An 18,930-nucleotide genomic window follows, 5' to 3' on the forward strand; every position below is an offset into this window, starting at 1 on the left:
TCGTCTAGTGGCGCAAGGACGCGATTGTCGCAGAAAAGCAGCTACAAGCGGCAAGCTACAAGCCGCAAGTTGAATGCGGTCTTTGACTTGAGGCTTGTAGCTTGCGGCTCGCGGCTGCTTTATTCGTTATCAAGGCCCTTTCGCCGATATGGAAAGACATCAATCACTTTCCCCGCCCGAATCGCCTCCTGCAAACCCTTCCAGTAATCAGCGTTGTACAACTCGCCATGCAGCTGATCGAACAGTTTGCGCTGCGCCGAATCGGCAAACAGAAACGGCGGAAACTCCTCGGGGAACACGTCCAGCGGCCCGATCGAATACCACGGTTCGGAGGCCATTTCATCCTCCGGCGTGCGCGGTGCCGGGATGTGGCGGAAGTTGGCTTCAGTGAGGAAGCAGATCTCGTCGTAGTCGTAGAACACCACCCGGCCATGGCGGGTGACGCCGAAGTTCTTCAGCAGCATGTCGCCGGGGAAGATGTTGGCCGCCGCCAGTTGTTTGATCGCCAGCCCGTAATCCTCCAGCGCTTCGCGCACCTGGGCTTCGTTGGCGTTGTCCAGATAGAGGTTGAGCGGGGTCATCCGGCGTTCGGTCCAGCAGTGGCGGATCAGCACGGTTTCGCCTTCCAGCGACACCGTGGACGGCGCAACTTCCAGCAATTCCGCCAGACATGCCGGCTCGAACTTGCTCAGGGGAAAACGGAAGTCGGCGAATTCCTGGGTATCGGCCATGCGCCCTACCCGGTCGACGCTTTTCACCAATCGATACTTCTCGATCACCGTGGCGCGGTCGACGTTTTTCGATGGCGAGAAACGGTCCTTGATGATCTTGAACACGGTGTTGAAGCCCGGCAGCGTGAACACGCTCATGACCATGCCGCGCACGCCCGGCGCCATGATGAACTGGTCGTCAGTGTTGGCCAGGTGATTGATCAGGGCGCGGTAGAACTCGGACTTGCCGTGCTTGTAGAAGCCGATCGAGGTGTACAGCTCGGCGATGTGCTTGCCCGGCAGGATGCGCTTGAGGAAACCGATGAACTCCGCCGGCACCGGCACATCCACCATGAAATACGAACGGGTGAAGGAGAAGATGATCGACACATCGGCTTCGTCGGTGATCAGCGCATCGATCTGAATCCCCCGCCCTTCGCGGTGCAGCAGCGGAATCACCAGCGGCCACTGATCGTCGTTGGTGTAGATGCGTCCGACCAGGTACGCGCCCTTGTTGCGGTACAGCACCGAGGAAAACAGCTCGACGCTCAGTTCCGGATCCTTGCACACCCAGTCCGGCAGGTTTTCGCGCAGTTGCGCTTCCAGGCGATGCAAGTCACCGGGCAGATCGGCGTAGGCCTCGTTGAAGCGGTAATCGGCAAAGATGCTCGCGAGCATGCCCGAGATCTGCCCTTGCGGTTTATAGGTACGGGTCTGCGCGGCCCGTGCCCGGCGCAGGCTCGGGCGGGTGGTGTGGATGAACATGCAGCCGTCGCTGATCAGGTCGTGGCTGAACAGGCCGCAGAAAATCGAGTTGTACCAGGTCTCGGACAGTTCATCGTCGAAGCGCAGGTCGATGATGCTGATGTAGGCGCTTTTCACCAGCGGCCAACAGGTGACGTCCATCAAGGTGTCCGGCTCGAAATACTCGCGCAGGCGGGCGACGGTTTCACCGACCTTTTCTTCGTAGAGGTTGATCCGTGCCGCCGACGCGGTTTGCGTGTCCTGCCAGCGAGCCTGCTCGAAGCGCTCCCGGGCGCCGTCGGTGATCCGCCGAAAATGCTCGCGGTAATCGTCAAAGCCATCGAGGATCAGGCGGGCGATGTCAGTGGCTGGCCATTGCTGCGGCATAGATGAGACCTCTGCGGGAATTGGAGAATCTGTGCTCGAAGGCCTGAGCTTAGCCACGGAAGCGGGCGCAGGAGAAGCGCAATTTCTGCCAAATCCTCTTGCGGCTTGTACAGCGACACAGTTTTTATCAAAGTTTTTTTAATCGACCGTTCGGTCAATAAACGTCCACTTCGGTTCTCCCCACCACTGGGCGCCAGCCCGCGTTTTCTGTGGGTTTCGGATCCAATTCAGCGGCGACGTCTCTAGCCTGCGCTTTTGCCCGAGTTATTCATGCCTGTCCATTCCCGTCAGCGACTGGCCTTACCAAGATAGTGGCACTTTGATATACAGCCCGCCATCACCCGCCTCACAACAAGATCCTCGCTTACGAGGACGACCTCTCCCAAAACGCCCAAGGAGCACATTGATGTCTATCCGGAATCTGCGCATCGGTTTGCGCGCCAGTTTGTGTTTTGCCGTTCTGGCCAGTCTGCTGGTGGTGGTCGGCCTGTTCGGTCTGGGCCAGATGAAAACCCTGCGCGAGAGCGCGGCGGTGATCGAGGAATCGTGGATGCCCAGCATCGAAAGCATCCATGACACAGCGGCCAACATCGCCAGCATCCGCCTCGAATCCCTGCGCCTGATCACCAGCACCCAGGCTGCCGTTCGCGAACGCAGCAAAGGCCTTCTCACGGCGCAACGCCAGGAGTTGCTCAAGCGCCTCGACGATCACAAAGCCCTGATCGCCAACGATCAGGAAAGGGCGATGCTGGAAGGCCTGAGCGCCGACACCGCCAAGTACCTGAGCATCCTCGACCAGATCATCAAACAGATCGACGCCGGGCAAAACGAACAGGCCTACACGCGCCTGACCACCGAACTGGCGCCCCAGGGCACGGTGCTCGACAAGACTCTGGAGCAAATGATCAGCCTCAATCAGCAAGGCGCGGACGTCGCGGCCAGGTCCGCGGCGGCGATGTACCAGCAGGCGCTGTGGATCGTCGCCACGATCATCGTCATCGCCCTGATTGCCACGTTGCTACTCGCCTGGCTGCTGACCCGCAGCATTACCGCGCCAATCAATCAGGCGCTGAACGTGGCACGGCGGATTGCTTCGGGAGACCTCAGCGGTCGCATCGACAGCGAGGGTCGCGATGAAGCGGCGCAGTTGCTCACGGCTCTGGCGGAGATGCAGGGCAATCTGCGCTCGACCATTCGCAGCATCAGCGAGTCGGCTCAGCAACTGGCCTCCGCTGCCGAGGAAATGAGTTCGGTGATGGAACAGAGCACTCGCGGCCTGCAACAGCAGAATGACCAGATCGAACAGGCTGCCACCGCAGTTACCGAAATGAGCACGGCGGTCGATGAAGTGGCCGCCAATGCGGTGTCCAGCGCCGAAGCATCCGAAGCCTCGAACGAGGACAGCAAGCACGGACATGTGCAGGTCAGCGAGACCATCAGTTCGATTCAGGAACTGGTCAGCGCGGTGCTGGGTGCGTCCGAACAGGCCGAGGGCCTTGCGACCCAGGCCCAGGACATCAGCAAGGTGCTGGAAGTGATTCGCGGCATCGCCGGGCAGACCAACCTGCTGGCCCTGAACGCCGCCATTGAAGCCGCGCGGGCCGGCGAGGCCGGACGTGGGTTTGCGGTGGTCGCTGATGAAGTCCGCTCGCTGGCCCAGCGCACGCAGAACTCCACCGAAGAAATCGAGCTGATGATCAGCAGCATCCAGCAAGGCACCGGTGCCACCGTCGACGCCTTGCAAAGCAGCGCCGAACAGGCCAGCCACACCCTGCGCCGGGCCAACAGCGCCGGCCATGCACTGGAGAAAATCACCGCATCGATTTCGCAGATCAATCAACGCAACCTGGTGATCGCCAGCGCCGCCGAGCAACAGGCGCTGGTGGCCCGGGAAGTCGACGAAAACCTGGTGACCATCCGCGATCTGTCGACCCAGACCGCTGCCGGCGCCACCCAGACGTCTGCCGCCAGCCAGGAACTGTCGCGGCTGGCGGTCGACCTGAACGGGCTGGTGACGCGCTTCGTGATCTGATCAGAAAATTAAATGCCCGATTAACGGTTGCCATCGCCGGGGCCCTCGGCAACACTCTCGTCCCGATCAAGGAAGGAGTGGCCCGTGAGCCCTGTCGATATTTTCCGCATGTTGTCGCTGGCTGCCATCTGGGGCGCGAGCTTCCTGTTCATGCGCATCATCGCCCCCGCGATCGGTACGGTTCCGACCGGGTTCTTCCGCGTTTCAATTGCCGCCGTCGGCCTGCTGGTAATCCTCGGGCTGATGCGCATCAGCTGGGATTTCAAGGGCAAGCTCAAGACCGTGATGATGCTCGGCGTGATCAACTCCGGCGTTCCGGCCACCTTGTATTCAGTCGCCGCCCAGGTGTTGCCGGCCGGTTACTCGGCAATCTTCAATGCCACCACGCCGTTGATGGGCGTGTTGATCGGCGGGTTGTTCTTCAGTGAAAAACTGACGCTGGCCAAACTCGCCGGGGTGTTCCTCGGCCTGCTCGGGGTGGGCGTGCTGACCCGCGCCGGCCCGGTTGCGTTCGATCTGCCACTGTTGATGGGTGCCGTCGCCTGCCTGCTCGCAACCACCTGCTATGGCTTCGCCGGGTTCCTCGCCCGACGCTGGCTGGATCAGGCCGGCGGGCTCGACAGCCGTCTGTCGGCGCTGGGCAGCATGCTCGGTGCGACCCTGTTCCTGCTGCCGTTGTTCGGTTACAGCGTCATCACTCAGCCGCCCGTGAGCTGGGGTGGCTGGAATGTCTGGCTGTCGCTGCTGGGCCTGGGTCTGGGCTGCACCGCGTTTGCCTACATCATTTACTTCCGCCTGCTGAGTTCCATCGGGCCGGTGAAGTCGATGACCGTGACCTTCATGATTCCGCCGTTCGGCGTGCTGTGGGGAGCGCTGTTTCTCGATGAGCCGCTATCAATGGCGCACGTGTATGGCGGGGTGCTGATCGCGATTGCGCTGTGGCTGGTGTTGAAACCCGCTGTGGTGAAGCCGGCAGAAATCACCGCCCGCTGATTCGCAGATGCACAAAGGCCCGGGAGCTTCCTCCCGGGCCTTTTTTCATGCGCGGCGGTTACGCCGATTTACGGAACACGAACACCAGACCGACGATGATCAACAGCATCCCCAGCACGCTCAACGCGGCCAGGCGATTGCCGAAGATCAGGTAGTCCATCACCGCCGTCACGGCCGGCACCAGATAAAACAGGCTGGTGACATTCACCAGATTGCCCCGGGCGATCAGTCGATACAGCAGCAACGTCGCCAGCACGGAAACCACCAGCCCCATCCACAACACCGGCACGATGAAACCGGCGCTGTGTTCAAAGTGGAACGGCTGGAACGGCACGAAGACTCCGCACAACAAAAGCCCCGCCAGATACTGCACCGGCAGCGTGCCGAGGGGATTGTCGGTGATGCGCTTCTGCATGATCGAGCCGAACGTCATGCTCGCCAGCGCCAGCAGCCCGAACAACATTCCCGCCAGGGACATCCCGGCCAGGCCGATGCCCTGGTAAACCACCATGATCAGACCGGCCAATCCCAGCGCGAGACCAAACATCCGGCTCGCCGAGCGCTGCCGCTCCATGATCACCACCGTGAGGATCGGCTGCACGCCCATGATGGTCGCCATCACCCCGGGCGTGACCTTCAGGTCAAGCGCCAGCAGATAGAAAATCTGATAAGCCCCCAGCAGCACCACGCCAGTGGCCATCGCGTACAGCATCGGCTTGCCGCCCTTGGGCAACCTCAACTTGAGCAACGGCACCAGCAGCACCAACCCGCACAGGGCAATCACAAAACGGATCAGCAGAAAGGCAAAGGGCGAAGCGTGGGCCAGCCCCCACTTGGAGAAGATCGCCCCGCTGCTCCACAGCAGAACGAACAGGCTCGTGGACGCCGCCGCGAGCGCGGACTTTTTCGAAAAGACAAACATGAATACCACCTGTAGTCAGGCAAATAGCCAACTCAGCCGAAGCTGAAATTCAGTAGTTTTTTTCAGGCGGGCACAGGGGTCAGCAGATAACGCTGATCAGCCCGAAACACCAACGCCCGGCGGTGATACGACTGCGCACACCGGCGTGCTACTGACAGGTGGAGGGTAATGACTGATCTGCACAGGCTGCTGATTCCCGCACGGCACGACGCCAGCGTTGACCGCTGAATCGACTACCGCGTTGATGAGGGATGCAGGCATCTGGGCTGATCTTTTTTGAAGGGTTGGAAGGTGAGTCATGCGACTCACGAGCGCCGACTATAACCAGCGCGGGACATGGATTGCAATGACTTGGACAAAGGGCCAGTAGCGACAGGCAGGAGGCAGGCGCATAGGCTCGTTTGCAATTGCAACGACCATTGATGGGGGACATGGAATGCGCGAGATCACATGCCAAGGGAACGGAGTCATTGGGAACATGCGCAGAGAAATAAAAAAATCCCCCAGAAAGAAAAAAGCGCATGCAATAAGGGGTGAATCTGATCCGACAGTTCTGACAGCCAGTCAACGACGGCTCTTACAGATCATTGCAACCGGCACCGCTATCGATGAACCAAGCTTACTTGCTGGCCGTCCCTGATTCCGAAAACAAAAAACCGCTCAAACGAGCGGTTTTTTATGCTTTTAATTCCAGCCTCAACCAAACAGCCAATACCCCAGCAACGTTAACACCACCACCGCCAGCACGGGCCGCATCACACGGTAGGCCTTTGGATTGCGGCGTTTCCACTGCTTGACCGCACCGCTGAACTTGTCGCTGAAGTTCTTGCTCCACGCGTAAGCCTGGTTGATCCCGCCGACGCGCTCGTCGTCGAGGTTCTGCGGTGCCGTGGCACGGCCCAGCCAGGCGCTGATGAAGCGGTTGATGCGGGTCATCAGGCGATTGCTCAGCGGACGCTCGATGTCGCAGAACAGGATGACGCGGGTCTTGTCGGTTTCGTTCTTGACCCAGTGCACGTAGGTTTCGTCGAACATCACGTCTTCACCGTCGCGCCAGGCGTAGACCTGACCGTCGACGAAGATCCGGCAATCGTCGGAGTTCGGCGTCGACAGACCGAGGTGATAACGCAGGGAACCGGCGAACGGATCGCGGTGCGGGTTCAAATGGCTGCCGCCCGGCAACAACGCGAACATCGCGCCTTTGACGTTGGGGATGGCACTGACCAGCGCCACGGTTTTCGGGCACAGGGTTTCGGCCGATGGCAGCGGTTTGTCGTACCACTTGAGGTAGAAACGCTTCCAGCCTTTCTTGAAGAACGAGCCGAAACCGGCGTCGTTGTTCTTCTCGGCGGCGCGAATATAACCCTCATCGAACAGGTGCATGGCCTCGTCGCGAATGGTTTCCCAGTTATCACGCAACACGTCCAGTTCCGGGAACTTGCTGCGATCCAGATACGGCTTGGACGGCACGCCCGAGAACAGGTACATCAAGGCGTTATACGGGGCGAACAGCGCCGAGTGGTTGACGAACTGACGCAGCACCGGCAAACGCGCCTTGCCGCGCAAATGCACATAGAGCGTGCTGCCCAGAAACAGCAACAACACCAACGCCTTGGCGGCAAACGGAAAGGTCATCAACAACTCCTTGAAAAAAGACAACACTGCGCAATGTCATTTACCCGACATGGCGGCCGGCCATGATAAACACTACCGGCTCCGGGAAAAACCCGCCCGATTCAGGATTCAGTGTTAAAAATTGCGCAATAAAGCACTTCTTAACATAGCGATCCTGAACCTTGGCTGACCTGAATCAACACGCCATTTACTGCTGGTTCTCCTGATCGGTGAACAAATCGCTGAACAGCATGCTCGACAGGTAACGCTCACCGGAATCCGGCAATACCACGACGATGGTCTTGCCCTGCATTTCCGGAGTTTCCGCCAGGCGCACCGCCACCGACATGGCCGCACCGCAGGAAATCCCGCACAGAATTCCCTCTTCCTGCATCAGGCGTAGAGCCATGGCCTTGGACTCGTCATCCGTCACCAGCTCGACCCGGTCAACCATCGACAGATCGAGGTTCTTCGGCACGAAACCGGCACCGATGCCCTGAATCTTGTGCGGGCTCGGCTTGATCTCTTCGCCCGCCAGCGCCTGGGTAATCACCGGCGAAGACACCGGCTCCACCGCCACCGACAGAATCGGTTTGCCCGCCGTATTCTTGATATACCGTGACACACCGGTAATGGTTCCACCGGTGCCGACGCCCGCCACCAGCACATCGATGGCGCCATCGGTGTCGTTCCAGATTTCCGGGCCGGTGGTTTTTTCGTGGATGGCCGGGTTGGCCGGGTTATCGAACTGGGCCGGCATGAAATATTTGCCCGTATCGCTGGCGACGATCTCCGCGGCCTTTTCGATCGCGCCCTTCATACCCTTGGCAGGCTCGGTCAGCACCAGCTCGGCGCCCAGTGCCTTGAGCACCTTGCGCCGCTCGATGCTCATCGAGGCCGGCATGGTCAGCAGCAATTTGTAACCGCGAGCGGCAGCGACAAATGCCAGGCCGATGCCGGTGTTGCCGGAGGTCGGCTCGACGATGGTCATGCCCGGCTTGAGTTTGCCGCTGCTCTCGGCGTCCCAGATCATGTTGGCGCCAATCCGGCACTTGACCGAGTAGCCCGGGTTGCGACCTTCGATCTTGGCCAGAATGGTCACGCCACGGGGCGCGATGCGGTTGATCTGCACCAGCGGCGTGTTGCCGATGGAGTGGGCGTTGTCAGCAAAAATACGGCTCATGGCTGGGTCCTTGTGCAGCGTTGAATTCAGCGCTCCAAGGTAAGCCTGTTGCCCTTCTCAGTCCAGTCGGGCCGAACGTCTGCGGCAGGCGGCAGTCAATCGCTTTACACCGTTCGGGATTTGCTGCCATGAAGCGTCGCTACCGCTGGCCGTTGTGGATTCTCGCCACCCTCGTTGTGTTGCTGGTCGCCCTGCACATCGCCCTGCCCTATCTGGTGCGTGACTATCTGAATGACAAACTGGCCAACATGGGCGACTACCGCGGCCAGATCACCGACGTTGATCTGGCGCTCTGGCGCGGGGCCTACAAGATCAACGGCCTGAAAATCGTCAAGGTCGACGGCAAGGTCCCGGTGCCGTTCGTCGATGCGCCGCTGATCGACCTGTCCGTCAGCTGGCACTCGCTGTGGTACGACCATGCGGTGGTGGCGCAGGTGAAATTCTTCAAACCACAAGTGAACTTCGTCGATGGTGGGGCCAACAAGCAGAACTCCCAGACTGGTCAAGGCACCGACTGGCGCGCGCAGCTGGGCAAGCTGCTGCCGATCACCCTCGACGAAGTACAGATCAATGATGGCCGCATCAGCTTTCGCAACTTCAACTCCAAACCACCGGTGAACATGAATGCGACCAATGTCGACGCCAGCATCTACAACCTGACCAACGTGGTCGACACCAAGGGCAAACGCGACGCCCGCTTCGAAGGCAAGGCCCTGCTGCTGGGCCATGCGCCGCTGGAAACCACAGCCACCTTCGACCCGCTGAGCAACTTCGAAGACTTCGAATTTCGTCTGCGGGCCCGGGACATCGAACTCAAGCGCATGAACGACTTCGCCTCGGCCTACGGCAAATTCGACTTCAAAGCCGGCCACGGCGACGTGGTCATCGAAGCCGCCGCCAACAAGGGCCAGCTCAAGGGCTACATCAAACCGCTGCTGCGCGACGTCGACGTATTCAACTGGCAGCAGGATGTCGAGAACAAGAACAAGGGCATCTTCCGCTCGATCTGGGAAGCACTGGTCGGCGGCACCGAAACCGTGCTGAAAAACCAGGGCAAAAACCAGTTCGCCACCCGCGTCGAACTCAGCGGCAGCGTGCACCAGCAAGATATCAGCGCGTTCGAAGCGTTTTTACAGATTTTGCGCAACGGATTCATCCAGGCCTTCAATGCCCGGTATGAACGGCCGAAGCCGGATGCGGGCTAAGTTTTACGGTTGACGATGTAGCGCCCGGTATCCTCTGCCGCGATCAGTGCAGGTTTCTCCTGCAACGAATCCCAACCCAGACAGGCCAGGGCCAGTGATCGCGGCACCGCTTCCCGACCATTACTGTAGCGACTGATGCTACGGGCGCTGACACCCAACGCTTCGGCTGCCTCATTCAACGGTAAACCGGTGCGAGCGCGCCAATCCATGAAAATCCGTGTGTTTTCGTCGGGCGCATTTTGCGCGAGCGCGTCCCGGTACAAGGTATCGGCACCAATCTGGATATCCGGTTCCAGCCATTCCACGCTCCAGCCGTCGTCACCCAATTCAGCGGTTGCGAACACTTCAGCGTCCAGTAGCGGAGCGAGCCCCGGATAGGTTTGCAGATCGCGGCTCAAGTCCAGGTTCAGCCGTTGGCCATCTATAAAGGTCAGCGACAGGCAAGCATCGCCAACAGCCTGCACTGCGGCCAACCGTGGCCGCTTCATGGGTAACATCGTTTCCAGTCCTCCAGCAATTGCGTCTGATGAGCCGAAACCCACGCCAACGCTTCCTTGACGATCAGTGGCGGTGCCTTGCCCATCATGACCTCGACGGTTTCCAGGCTCAGCATCACATCCACTCCGCCACCGGTCAGGTGAACATGGGGTGGCGGGTGATCCTTCTCGCGCAACTGAATGCGGTATTTTTCGCGAAATCGGTATTTGGTAGTCATGCCCGAAGGCTATCGCCAAATCGGCGATACCTGAATACTGGCCTCGTGCCGAAACCGAGTCAACATGTGACGCCCCATTCAGAGACTGAATAAGCCGTCTGCGTTCACAGTCGACCGGGCCGCGCGTTATAGTCGGGCATCCGATTATTTCGCCCCCGCCCTGCCCGTTCAGGTCGGCGTTACCGTTCGAGGATTAGCAGATGAAGTTCGAAGGCACCCAGGCCTACGTCGCCACCGATGACCTGAAGCTGGCGGTCAACGCCGCCATCACCCTGGAGCGGCCGCTGCTGGTCAAGGGCGAACCGGGCACCGGCAAGACCATGCTCGCCGAGCAACTGGCCGAATCGTTCGGCGCCAAGCTGATCACCTGGCACATCAAGTCCACCACCAAGGCTCATCAGGGCCTGTACGAGTACGATGCGGTCAGCCGTCTGCGCGACTCGCAACTGGGCAATGAAAAAGTCCACGACGTGCGCAACTACCTGAAGAAGGGCAAGCTCTGGGAGGCTTTCGAGTCCGAAGAGCGGGTCATTCTGCTGATCGACGAAATCGACAAGGCCGACATCGAGTTCCCCAACGACCTGCTGCAAGAACTCGACAAGATGGAGTTCTACGTTTACGAGATCGACGAGACCATCAAGGCCAAGAAGCGTCCGATCATCATCATTACCTCCAACAACGAGAAAGAGCTGCCGGACGCGTTCCTGCGCCGCTGCTTCTTCCACTACATCGCCTTCCCCGACCGCACCACCCTGCAGAAAATCGTCGATGTTCACTACCCGGACATCAAGAAGGATCTGGTCAGCGAAGCGCTGGACGTGTTCTTCGACGTGCGCAAGGTGCCGGGCCTGAAGAAGAAGCCTTCGACCTCCGAGCTGGTCGACTGGCTGAAACTGCTGATGGCCGACAACATCGGCGAAGCCGTGCTGCGCGAACGCGATCCGACCAAAGCCATCCCGCCGCTGGCCGGTGCGCTGGTGAAGAACGAACAGGACGTGCAACTGCTTGAGCGCCTGGCGTTCATGAGCCGTCGCGGCACCCGTTAAGAGGCTGATGCCATGTTGCTCAACCTGTTCAATGAAATGCGTGCAGCCAAGGTGCCGGTGTCGGTGCGCGAGCTGCTCGACCTGATCAACGCGCTGAAACAGCGCGTGACCTTCGCCGACATGGACGAGTTTTATTACTTGTCGCGGGCGATTCTGGTGAAGGACGAACGGCATTTCGACAAGTTCGACCGTGCGTTCGGCGCCTACTTCAATGGCCTGGAAAAGCTCGACGATCACTTGCAGGCGCTGATCCCCGAAGACTGGCTGCGCAAGGAATTCGAGCGCTCGCTGACCGACGAGGAACGCGCGCAGATCCAGTCCCTCGGCGGTCTGGACAAGCTGATCGAAGAGTTCAAGAAACGTCTGGAAGAACAGAAAGAGCGCCACGCCGGCGGCAACAAATGGATCGGCACCGGCGGCACCAGCCCGTTCGGTTCCGGCGGTTTCAACCCGGAAGGCATCCGGGTCGGCGATGCCGGCAAACGCCAGGGCAAAGCGGTGAAAGTCTGGGATCAGCGCGAGTACAAGAACCTCGACGACTCCGTTGAACTGGGCACCCGCAACATCAAGGTCGCCCTGCGCCGCCTGCGTAAGTTCGCTCGTCAGGGCGCGGCGGAAGAGCTGGACATCGACGGCACCATCGACCACACCGCCAAGGATGCCGGCCTGCTGAATATCCAGATGCGCCCGGAACGGCGCAACACGGTGAAGCTGTTGCTGCTGTTCGACATCGGCGGCTCGATGGACGCCCACGTGAAGATCTGCGAGGAACTGTTCTCGGCCTGCAAGACCGAGTTCAAGCATCTGGAGTACTTCTACTTCCACAACTTCATTTATGAATCGGTGTGGAAGAACAACATGCGCCGCACTTCCGAGCGCACGTCGACCCAGGACCTGCTGCACAAGTACGGCGCCGACTACAAAGTGATCTTCATCGGTGACGCCGCAATGGCACCTTATGAAATCACCCAGGCCGGCGGCAGCGTCGAGCACTGGAACGAAGAGCCGGGTTACGTGTGGATGCAGCGCTTCATGGAGAAGTACAAGAAGCTTATCTGGATCAATCCGTACCCTAAGGACACCTGGGGCTACACCTCGTCGACCAATATCGTGCGGGATTTGATCGAGGACCAGATGTATCCGCTGACGTTGCGCGGGCTGGAAGAAGGGATGCGGTTTCTGTCCAAGTAATTCGCAATGGCTCCCCCGCCAGCGGCGGGGGAAACAATCAAAAGCGCTTCAGATATTCGACATGCTCCCGGTGTGCCACTTCTTGAACTACCGGGCGCAATCTGACCTTCGCCCCCGGCAGACACTGTGCCAGTCGAGCCAGCGCCAACGGCGTCAACGCTCCCAATCGCGGGTAACCGCCAATCGTCTGCCGATCATTGAGCAACACGATCGGCTGTCCGTCCGGCGGCACCTGTACCGCGCCCAGAGGAATGCCCTCGGAAATCATCGGTTTGCCCTGATACTGCAACGCCGTCCCCAGCAATCGAATACCCATGCGATCGGCGCGACTGTCCAGCGTCCAGGCACTGTTGAATGCATCGAAAAGGCTCTGCCCGCTGAACTGACCGATCTGCGCGCCGAGCACCAGATCGAGCGGCGCGTCGAAGCCCAGGTCTGGTAGATGCTCCGCCGGGACTTCACGTATCAACAGAGTTTCGCCCTGATAACTCAGCGAAGCGTCCTTGGCCAACGGCAAGCCAAAACCATCGAGGCCACCGAGTTCCTCGCGCACCACCGTGGCACTGCTGCCCAGCACTTTCGGCGCATTGAAACCGCCGGGCGCCGCCAGATAGGCCCGAGCCCCCAACAACGGCTGGGTGAAGGTCAAAGTCTGCCCTTTGCGCAGTTTGAAACTGCGCCACGGCGCCAGCGCTTCACCGTCGATCTGCGCGCCAAGATCGGCGCCCGCCAATGCCAGCATGCAATCCTCTTCAGCCACCACCGTGAACCCGCCGAGGGTGATTTCGATCACCGGCAAGTCCAGGCCATTGCCCAGCAGCCAGTTAGCCCAGGCCATCGACCGCCAGTCCGCCGCGCCGCCCTGGGTCACGCCCAGATGTCGCACGCCAAACCGCCCGGCATCCTGCAACAGACACAGCGGTGTGCTCGCTTCAATCGTCAGTCGGCTCATGCCAGGGCCTCCAGAGGCGTGTCGTCACCGCCGAGACGGATGAATTCGGCATGGTTCACCGCTTCGAAACGCACGGTATCCCCGGGCTGCATGAGGCTGTAGCCATCGCGTTCACGGTCGAACAGTTTTGCCGGCGTGCGACCGATCAGGTTCCAGCCACCGGGAGACACCACCGGATACGCCGCGGTCTGCCGCTCGGCGATGCCGACGCTGCCGGCGGCGACTTTCTTGCGTGGCGTATTCAGACGCGGTGCTGCCAGGACTTCTTCCACCAGCCCCATGAAGGCAAACCCCGGTGCGAATCCGAGCGCGAACACCTGATATTCACGGGCGCTGTGGCGGCGGATCACCTCTTCCACCGCCAAACCGCTGCGTTGTGACAGCAGACTCAATTCCGGTCCGACGCTCAGGTCGTACCACACCGGCAACACGTGACACTGGCCGCCGGTGCGCGCATTTGGCGACAGGTCGATCAAGGCTTCGGCGATCAATTCCCGAGCCTGACCCGGATTCAATTCAGTCAGGTCGTAATGCACCATCAACGTGGTGTACGACGGCACCAGATCGATCAGATGTGCGCCGAACACCGCGCGCAACCGCTCGCTGGCGGCGAGCATCCACGGCATGTTGGCTTCGGCGATTTCATCGAACAGGCGCAGCATCAGGCAGTCCAGCGCCACCACTTCCACCCGCGGATTCATGGCGCGCTCTGCTCGTTCAAGGCCTGACGAATGCGCTGCACGGCCGCCACTGAACTGGCGTTGTCACCGTGCACGCACAGCGTGTTGGCTTGCAGGTGCAGCGCGCTGCCGTCGCTGGCGGTGAGGTTGTCGCCACGGGCGATGGTCAGCGCTTGCCCGATGATGGTTTCGGAATCGTGGTGCACCGCGCCCGGCAGTTGTCGCGAGACCAGTCGGCCGGCGCTGTCGTAGGCGCGGTCGGCGAAGGCTTCGAACCACAGGGTCACGCCGTATTCGTCGCCGAGTTGCTGGGCGGCCGTGTTGTCGCGGGTGGCCATCAACATCAGCGGCAAGGTCCGGTCGTAAGCGGCGACTGCCTGGATCACGGCCCGCAGTTGCGCCGGGTTGGCCATCATGTCGTTGTACATCGCGCCGTGGGGTTTGACGTAACTGACTTTGCCACCCTGGGCACGGCAAATACCGTCGAGGGCGCCGATCTGGTAATGCAGGATGTCTTGCAGTTCCTGGGCGGTGTAAGCCATGGAGCGGCGGCCAAACCCCACCAGATCCTGATAGGCCGGATGCGCGCCGATCTGCACGCCGTGGCTCAGGGCCAGGCTGACGGTCTTGCGCATGATGCCCGGGTCGCCGGCGTGAAAACCGCAGGCAATGTTGGCGCAATCGATGAAGGGCATGACTTCCGCGTCCAGACCCATGGTCCAGCTGCCGAAGCTCTCGCCGATGTCACAGTTCAATAGCAGGCGGCTCACGGTGAACACTCCTGTAGCTGTTATCTTTTTATGCTGTAGGACAGTTGTCGCAGGTTATCAGTTACTGCGCGTCCAGTTGCTTGCCACGGGTTTCCGGCAGGCTCAACGCCGCGAGGATCACCACCCCGTAGGACACCGCCGCAAAGGCACCGATGCCTACGCTCAGCGGCACTTTCTGGCTGAGCAGGCCGATCAGCAGCGGGAACAATGCCGCCAGCGCCCGGCCGATGTTGTAGCAGAAGCCCTGCCCCGAACCGCGAATCCGGGTTGGAAACAGTTCGGTGAGAAACGCGCCCATGCCACTGAAAATTCCCGAAGCGAAAAAGCCCAGCGGGAAGCCCAGCCACAGCATCACGCCGTTGCTGACCGGCAATTGGGTGTAGAGCAGAACGATGGTGAACGAGCCGACCGCGAACAGGATGAAGTTCTTCTTGCGGCCCAACAGGTCGGTCAAATAGGCGCTGATCACATAACCGACGTAGGAACCGATGATCACCATTGCCAGATAACCGCCGGTGCCGAGTACGCTCAAGCCGCGTTCGTTCTTCAGAAAAGTCGGCAGCCAGGAGGTGATCGCGTAGTAACCGCCGAGGGCGCCGGTGGTCAGCAGCGAGGCACGGATCGTGGTGAAGAGCATGCCGGGGGCGAAGATCTCGTAAAACTTCGACTGACTATCCGGCGTTTGCTTGGCCTTGGCTTCGCGGTAGATCTCCGGATCTTTCACCAGACGGCGGACGAAAATCACGAACACTGCCGGCACGATGCCAAGGATGAACAGTGCGCGCCAGGCGTCTTCCGGTGGCAACACCGAGAACAGCAGCGCATAAAGAATCGCCGTCAGGCCCCAACCCAAGGCCCAGCCGGATTGCACCATGCCGACCGCTTTGCCGCGATCCTTGGCGCGGATCACTTCGCCGATCAACACCGCGCCGGCAGTCCATTCGCCGCCGAAACCGAAGCCCATCAGAGTGCGGGCGATCAGTAGTTGCTCGTAGTTCTGGGCGAAACCGCAAAGGAAAGTGAAGAAGGCGAACCACAGCACCGTCAGTTGCAGGGTACGCACGCGGCCGATGCGGTCGGAGAGAATCCCCGCCACCCAACCGCCGATGGCCGAGGCGATCAGGGTGCTGGTGTGGATCAGGCCGGCTTCGCCGGTGGTGATGCCCCACATCGCGATCAGGGTCGGCACCACGAAGCTGAGCATCTGGGTGTCCATGCCGTCCAGACCGTAGCCGATCTTGCAGCTCCAGAAGGTCCGGCGCTCCTGCTGATTGATGTTGCGATACCAGTCGAACGGGCCCGGACGGGCCGCAGTCTTGGGGAGGTCGAGGGTGTCGGGCGCACTCATGGCATGTCTCCGCAGGCTTTTATTGGTCTTGTTCGAAGCTCCGACGACGCCTATCGTGGGAACCGGATGCGTCGATTCTTGGGTGCGTCACCCGGTCGCGTCCAACGAATAAAAACCCGCCCAAGACATAAGAAAAATTTGTTGCCATGAACCTGAAGTTTCTCGAAACCTTCGTCTGGGTCGCCCGGCTGAAAAGTTTTCGCCTGACCGCCGACAAGCTGTTCACCACCCAGGCCTCGATCTCCAGCCGGATCGCGGTGCTCGAAGGCGAGCTCGGGGTGAAGCTGTTCCTGCGTGATTCACGCGGCGTCAGCCTGACGCCCGAAGGTTTGAAAGTGCTGGACTATGCCGAGCAGATGCTCGACACGATGCAGGCGCTGAAGCAGTCGATCGAGACCCGATCGAGCAAGGTTGGCCGGGTACGGATCGGGGTGATGGACACGGTGATTCACACCTGGCTCAGCCCGTTGGTGGCGCAGATGACCGATCTGTACCCACGGGTGGAAATCGAGCTGGTGGCGGATACCTCGCTGAACCTCTGCGATCAGCTGCAAAAAGGCTTTCTCGATCTGATCCTGCAAACCGATCTGGTGCGCCAGGAAAGCGTGCGCAGCCTGGAGCTGGCCAGCCACCCCATCGGCTGGATCGTCGCCAGCAATTCGATCTACAACCGCGACTACCAAAGCCTCGCCGACCTGGCGCAGGAACGGATCATCACCTACTCGAAAAACTCCCGGCCGCATCAGGACATCCTGGCGTTAATGCAGGCCCAGGGCGTGCTGGCGCCACGCTTGAACTGTGTGAATTCGGTGTCGGCGATCACCCGACTGTTGCGCGACGGGTTCGGTATTGGCGCGTTGCCGCCGGTGCTGGTGGCCGAGGAACTGGCGCGGGGCGAACTGACCCTGCTCGACATCGAACAGCGCCCGCCGAACCTGCAGGTGGTGGTGTCGTGGCGGGTCGGTGTGGAATGGGTCGAAGAGATCGTGACGCTGTGTCAGCAGGTGCTGGAGGGGTATGCGCGCAAGGTAGGTACGGATTACATCGTTCTAAGTTGATCGTTCCCACTGCGTGGGAACGATGCATCGAAGCTTACAGCCCGCGCACATCCCGGTCTTCGATCGGCCGGCTCTGGCGCAGGCGCTTGCCGCCCAGTACCACCCAGTCGATCAGACGGAACAGGCATTCAAGACCGAACGACAGCAGCAGCGCGCCGCTCATGCCCCAGATCATTGCTTCCGGTGTCAGCAGGATCTGGTAGCTGTAGCCGTTCCAGGTTTCCTTGCGGATGTCCGGGTCGGCGGCCAGCACCACTTGCAGGAAGCGGATGTACCACGGGCCCTGCATCGCCTGGAATTGCTTGTCCAGCGCCAACTGACGGTTGAGCAAGGTGCTCAGGCTGTCGGCATCGCTGCGAAACACCGGGTCTTCGCTGGCGCGGTAGTGGGCGACCAGCGCCTGGATATCACCCTTGAAGAACTGCTCGGCGGTGCCCTGGAAACCGCGCAGACCGGTCTGCGCCTCGATCAGGTGCGCTTCGACCCGCTTGGCGTAATCGTTGATGAAGCCCGGCACCTGGACACCGATCAACAGGCCCGCCGCAAACAACACCAGCCGTAGATAACTGAGCAACATGGGGGTGCAATCCTTATTCGGTCGTGCCTTGGCTTACGCATTCGCCGCGTCGCCACAGGCTCCATTGGCCCGGTTCGTAGCGGGTCCAGGTTTCGTTTTCAGTCAAAGGTTCGGTGGCAATCACCGTGACCACGTCGTTGGGCGTGGTTTCGGCCTGGAAGTCCACGATCACATCGACGTCCTTGAGCCGCGCCGGGCCAAACGGTGCGCGTCGGGTGATCTGCGCCAGTTTGGTCGAGCAATAGCAGAACAGCCAGTCGCCGTCGCTGAGCAGGCAGTTGAACACGCCTTTGCTGCGATATTCGGCGCAGGCCGCGACCAGATCCGGCAGCAGCACTTCTATATCGACCGGTTCCGGAAACGCTGCACGTACGCGGTTGAGCAAATCGCAGAACGCCGCTTCGCTGTCGGTATCGCCGACCGGGCGGTAGAAACTCTTTATCGGCGAGAAGTCGGCGAGCTGGCCGTTGTGCGCGAAGCACCAGTTGCGGCCCCACAGTTCGCGGACGAACGGGTGGGTGTTGGACAGGCAGACCTTGCCGACGTTGGCCTGGCGGATATGACCGATGACCACTTCGCTCTTGATCGGATAGCGCTGCACCAGGTTGGCCACTTCCGACTCGCTGCTGGCCGCCGGGTCCTGGAACAGACGCAAGCCGCGCCCTTCGTAGAAACCGATGCCCCAGCCGTCGCGGTGCGGGCCGGTGCGACCACCGCGCTGCATCAGCCCGGTGAAGCTGAACACGATGTCGGTCGGCACGTTGGCACTCATGCCCAGTAATTCACACATGTGCGGACTCTCG

The 18,930-nt window shown here is 60.5% G+C and carries 18 protein-coding genes; 6 read left to right on the forward strand and 12 right to left on the reverse strand.

Annotated elements, in window-relative coordinates:
- Nucleotides 1-119: 119 nt before the first annotated feature.
- The gene (aceK, locus tag AC1RT4_RS11440) at nucleotides 120-1,841 is read right to left on the reverse strand and encodes a bifunctional isocitrate dehydrogenase kinase/phosphatase (protein ID WP_007956529.1); all 1,722 of its coding nucleotides are present in this window, start codon (nucleotides 1,839-1,841) and stop codon (nucleotides 120-122) included.
- Nucleotides 1,842-2,247: 406 nt separating this feature from the next.
- Between aceK and AC1RT4_RS11445 the strand changes: the two genes are divergently transcribed.
- Both AC1RT4_RS11445 and AC1RT4_RS11450 read left to right on the forward strand, forming a co-directional pair.
- On the forward strand, nucleotides 2,248-3,873 hold the full coding sequence (locus AC1RT4_RS11445; protein WP_493085413.1) for a methyl-accepting chemotaxis protein: 1,626 nt from the start codon (nucleotides 2,248-2,250) through the stop codon (nucleotides 3,871-3,873).
- A gap of 84 nt (nucleotides 3,874-3,957) precedes the next feature.
- Complete coding sequence (locus AC1RT4_RS11450; protein WP_240870535.1) at nucleotides 3,958-4,866, forward strand: DMT family transporter; 909 nt, start codon at nucleotides 3,958-3,960, stop codon at nucleotides 4,864-4,866.
- 58 nt (nucleotides 4,867-4,924) lie between these two features.
- Here AC1RT4_RS11450 and AC1RT4_RS11455 read toward each other — a convergent pair whose 3' ends face one another.
- The 3 genes from AC1RT4_RS11455 to cysK all read right to left on the reverse strand — a co-directional run bounded on the left by AC1RT4_RS11455 (nucleotide 4,925) and on the right by cysK (nucleotide 8,585).
- Nucleotides 4,925-5,788, reverse strand: a complete 864-nt coding sequence (locus AC1RT4_RS11455) for a DMT family transporter (protein ID WP_493085414.1) — start codon at nucleotides 5,786-5,788, stop codon at nucleotides 4,925-4,927.
- 696 nt (nucleotides 5,789-6,484) lie between these two features.
- Nucleotides 6,485-7,423: an aspartyl/asparaginyl beta-hydroxylase domain-containing protein gene (locus AC1RT4_RS11460; RefSeq protein WP_493085415.1), complete on the reverse strand. Its 939-nt coding sequence runs from the start codon at nucleotides 7,421-7,423 to the stop codon at nucleotides 6,485-6,487.
- A 187-nt stretch (nucleotides 7,424-7,610) separates the two neighbouring features.
- On the reverse strand, nucleotides 7,611-8,585 hold the full coding sequence (gene cysK, locus AC1RT4_RS11465; protein WP_493085416.1) for a cysteine synthase A: 975 nt from the start codon (nucleotides 8,583-8,585) through the stop codon (nucleotides 7,611-7,613).
- Nucleotides 8,586-8,713: 128 nt separating this feature from the next.
- Between cysK and AC1RT4_RS11470 the strand changes: the two genes are divergently transcribed.
- Nucleotides 8,714-9,790, forward strand: a complete 1,077-nt coding sequence (locus tag AC1RT4_RS11470; protein ID WP_493085417.1) for a DUF748 domain-containing protein — start codon at nucleotides 8,714-8,716, stop codon at nucleotides 9,788-9,790.
- On the opposite strand, the gene AC1RT4_RS11475 is transcribed toward AC1RT4_RS11470, so the two are convergent.
- Both AC1RT4_RS11475 and AC1RT4_RS11480 read right to left on the reverse strand, forming a co-directional pair.
- Nucleotides 9,787-10,287, reverse strand: coding sequence for a DUF2442 domain-containing protein (locus AC1RT4_RS11475; RefSeq protein WP_236189594.1), 501 nt, complete (start codon nucleotides 10,285-10,287; stop codon nucleotides 9,787-9,789). The genes AC1RT4_RS11470 and AC1RT4_RS11475 overlap by 4 nt on opposite strands.
- Nucleotides 10,275-10,505 (reverse strand): DUF4160 domain-containing protein, encoded by a 231-nt coding sequence (locus AC1RT4_RS11480; RefSeq protein WP_064594177.1) that lies wholly within the window; start codon nucleotides 10,503-10,505, stop codon nucleotides 10,275-10,277. The genes AC1RT4_RS11475 and AC1RT4_RS11480 overlap by 13 nt, the downstream gene beginning before the upstream one ends.
- Nucleotides 10,506-10,705: 200 nt before the next feature.
- Here AC1RT4_RS11480 and AC1RT4_RS11485 point away from each other — a divergent pair, with 200 nt between their 5' ends.
- Complete coding sequence (locus AC1RT4_RS11485) at nucleotides 10,706-11,551, forward strand: AAA family ATPase (protein WP_007911294.1); 846 nt, start codon at nucleotides 10,706-10,708, stop codon at nucleotides 11,549-11,551.
- 12 nt (nucleotides 11,552-11,563) lie between these two features.
- The gene (locus AC1RT4_RS11490) at nucleotides 11,564-12,742 is read left to right on the forward strand and encodes a vWA domain-containing protein (RefSeq protein WP_007956512.1); all 1,179 of its coding nucleotides are present in this window, start codon (nucleotides 11,564-11,566) and stop codon (nucleotides 12,740-12,742) included.
- A gap of 37 nt (nucleotides 12,743-12,779) precedes the next feature.
- On the opposite strand, the gene AC1RT4_RS11495 is transcribed toward AC1RT4_RS11490, so the two are convergent.
- The 4 genes from AC1RT4_RS11495 to AC1RT4_RS11510 form a co-directional block, all read right to left on the reverse strand.
- Complete coding sequence (locus tag AC1RT4_RS11495) at nucleotides 12,780-13,694, reverse strand: 5-oxoprolinase subunit C family protein (RefSeq protein WP_493085418.1); 915 nt, start codon at nucleotides 13,692-13,694, stop codon at nucleotides 12,780-12,782.
- A complete protein-coding gene (locus AC1RT4_RS11500; protein ID WP_493085419.1) occupies nucleotides 13,691-14,395 on the reverse strand; it encodes a 5-oxoprolinase subunit B family protein in 705 nt (234 codons plus the stop codon). The genes AC1RT4_RS11495 and AC1RT4_RS11500 overlap by 4 nt, the downstream gene beginning before the upstream one ends.
- Nucleotides 14,392-15,144 carry a 5-oxoprolinase subunit PxpA gene (locus tag AC1RT4_RS11505; protein WP_433899182.1) on the reverse strand — a complete coding sequence of 251 codons (753 nt, stop codon included), beginning with the start codon at nucleotides 15,142-15,144 and terminating at the stop codon, nucleotides 14,392-14,394. The genes AC1RT4_RS11500 and AC1RT4_RS11505 overlap by 4 nt, the downstream gene beginning before the upstream one ends.
- A 61-nt stretch (nucleotides 15,145-15,205) precedes the next feature.
- Nucleotides 15,206-16,492, reverse strand: a complete 1,287-nt coding sequence (locus AC1RT4_RS11510) for an MFS transporter (RefSeq protein WP_179692340.1) — start codon at nucleotides 16,490-16,492, stop codon at nucleotides 15,206-15,208.
- Between the two features lie 146 nt (nucleotides 16,493-16,638).
- On the opposite strand from AC1RT4_RS11510, the gene AC1RT4_RS11515 reads away from it, so the two are divergent.
- Nucleotides 16,639-17,550, forward strand: a complete 912-nt coding sequence (locus tag AC1RT4_RS11515; protein ID WP_007956488.1) for a LysR family transcriptional regulator — start codon at nucleotides 16,639-16,641, stop codon at nucleotides 17,548-17,550.
- A 34-nt stretch (nucleotides 17,551-17,584) separates the two neighbouring features.
- On the opposite strand, the gene AC1RT4_RS11520 is transcribed toward AC1RT4_RS11515, so the two are convergent.
- Nucleotides 17,585-18,127, reverse strand: a complete 543-nt coding sequence (locus tag AC1RT4_RS11520; RefSeq protein ID WP_007956487.1) for a DUF2937 family protein — start codon at nucleotides 18,125-18,127, stop codon at nucleotides 17,585-17,587.
- Nucleotides 18,128-18,140: 13 nt separating this feature from the next.
- Nucleotides 18,141-18,917, reverse strand: coding sequence for a class II glutamine amidotransferase (locus tag AC1RT4_RS11525; RefSeq protein ID WP_007956486.1), 777 nt, complete (start codon nucleotides 18,915-18,917; stop codon nucleotides 18,141-18,143).
- Nucleotides 18,918-18,930 lie beyond the last annotated feature (13 nt).

Source organism: Pseudomonas sp. GW821-FHT11D10 (assembly GCF_058808435.1).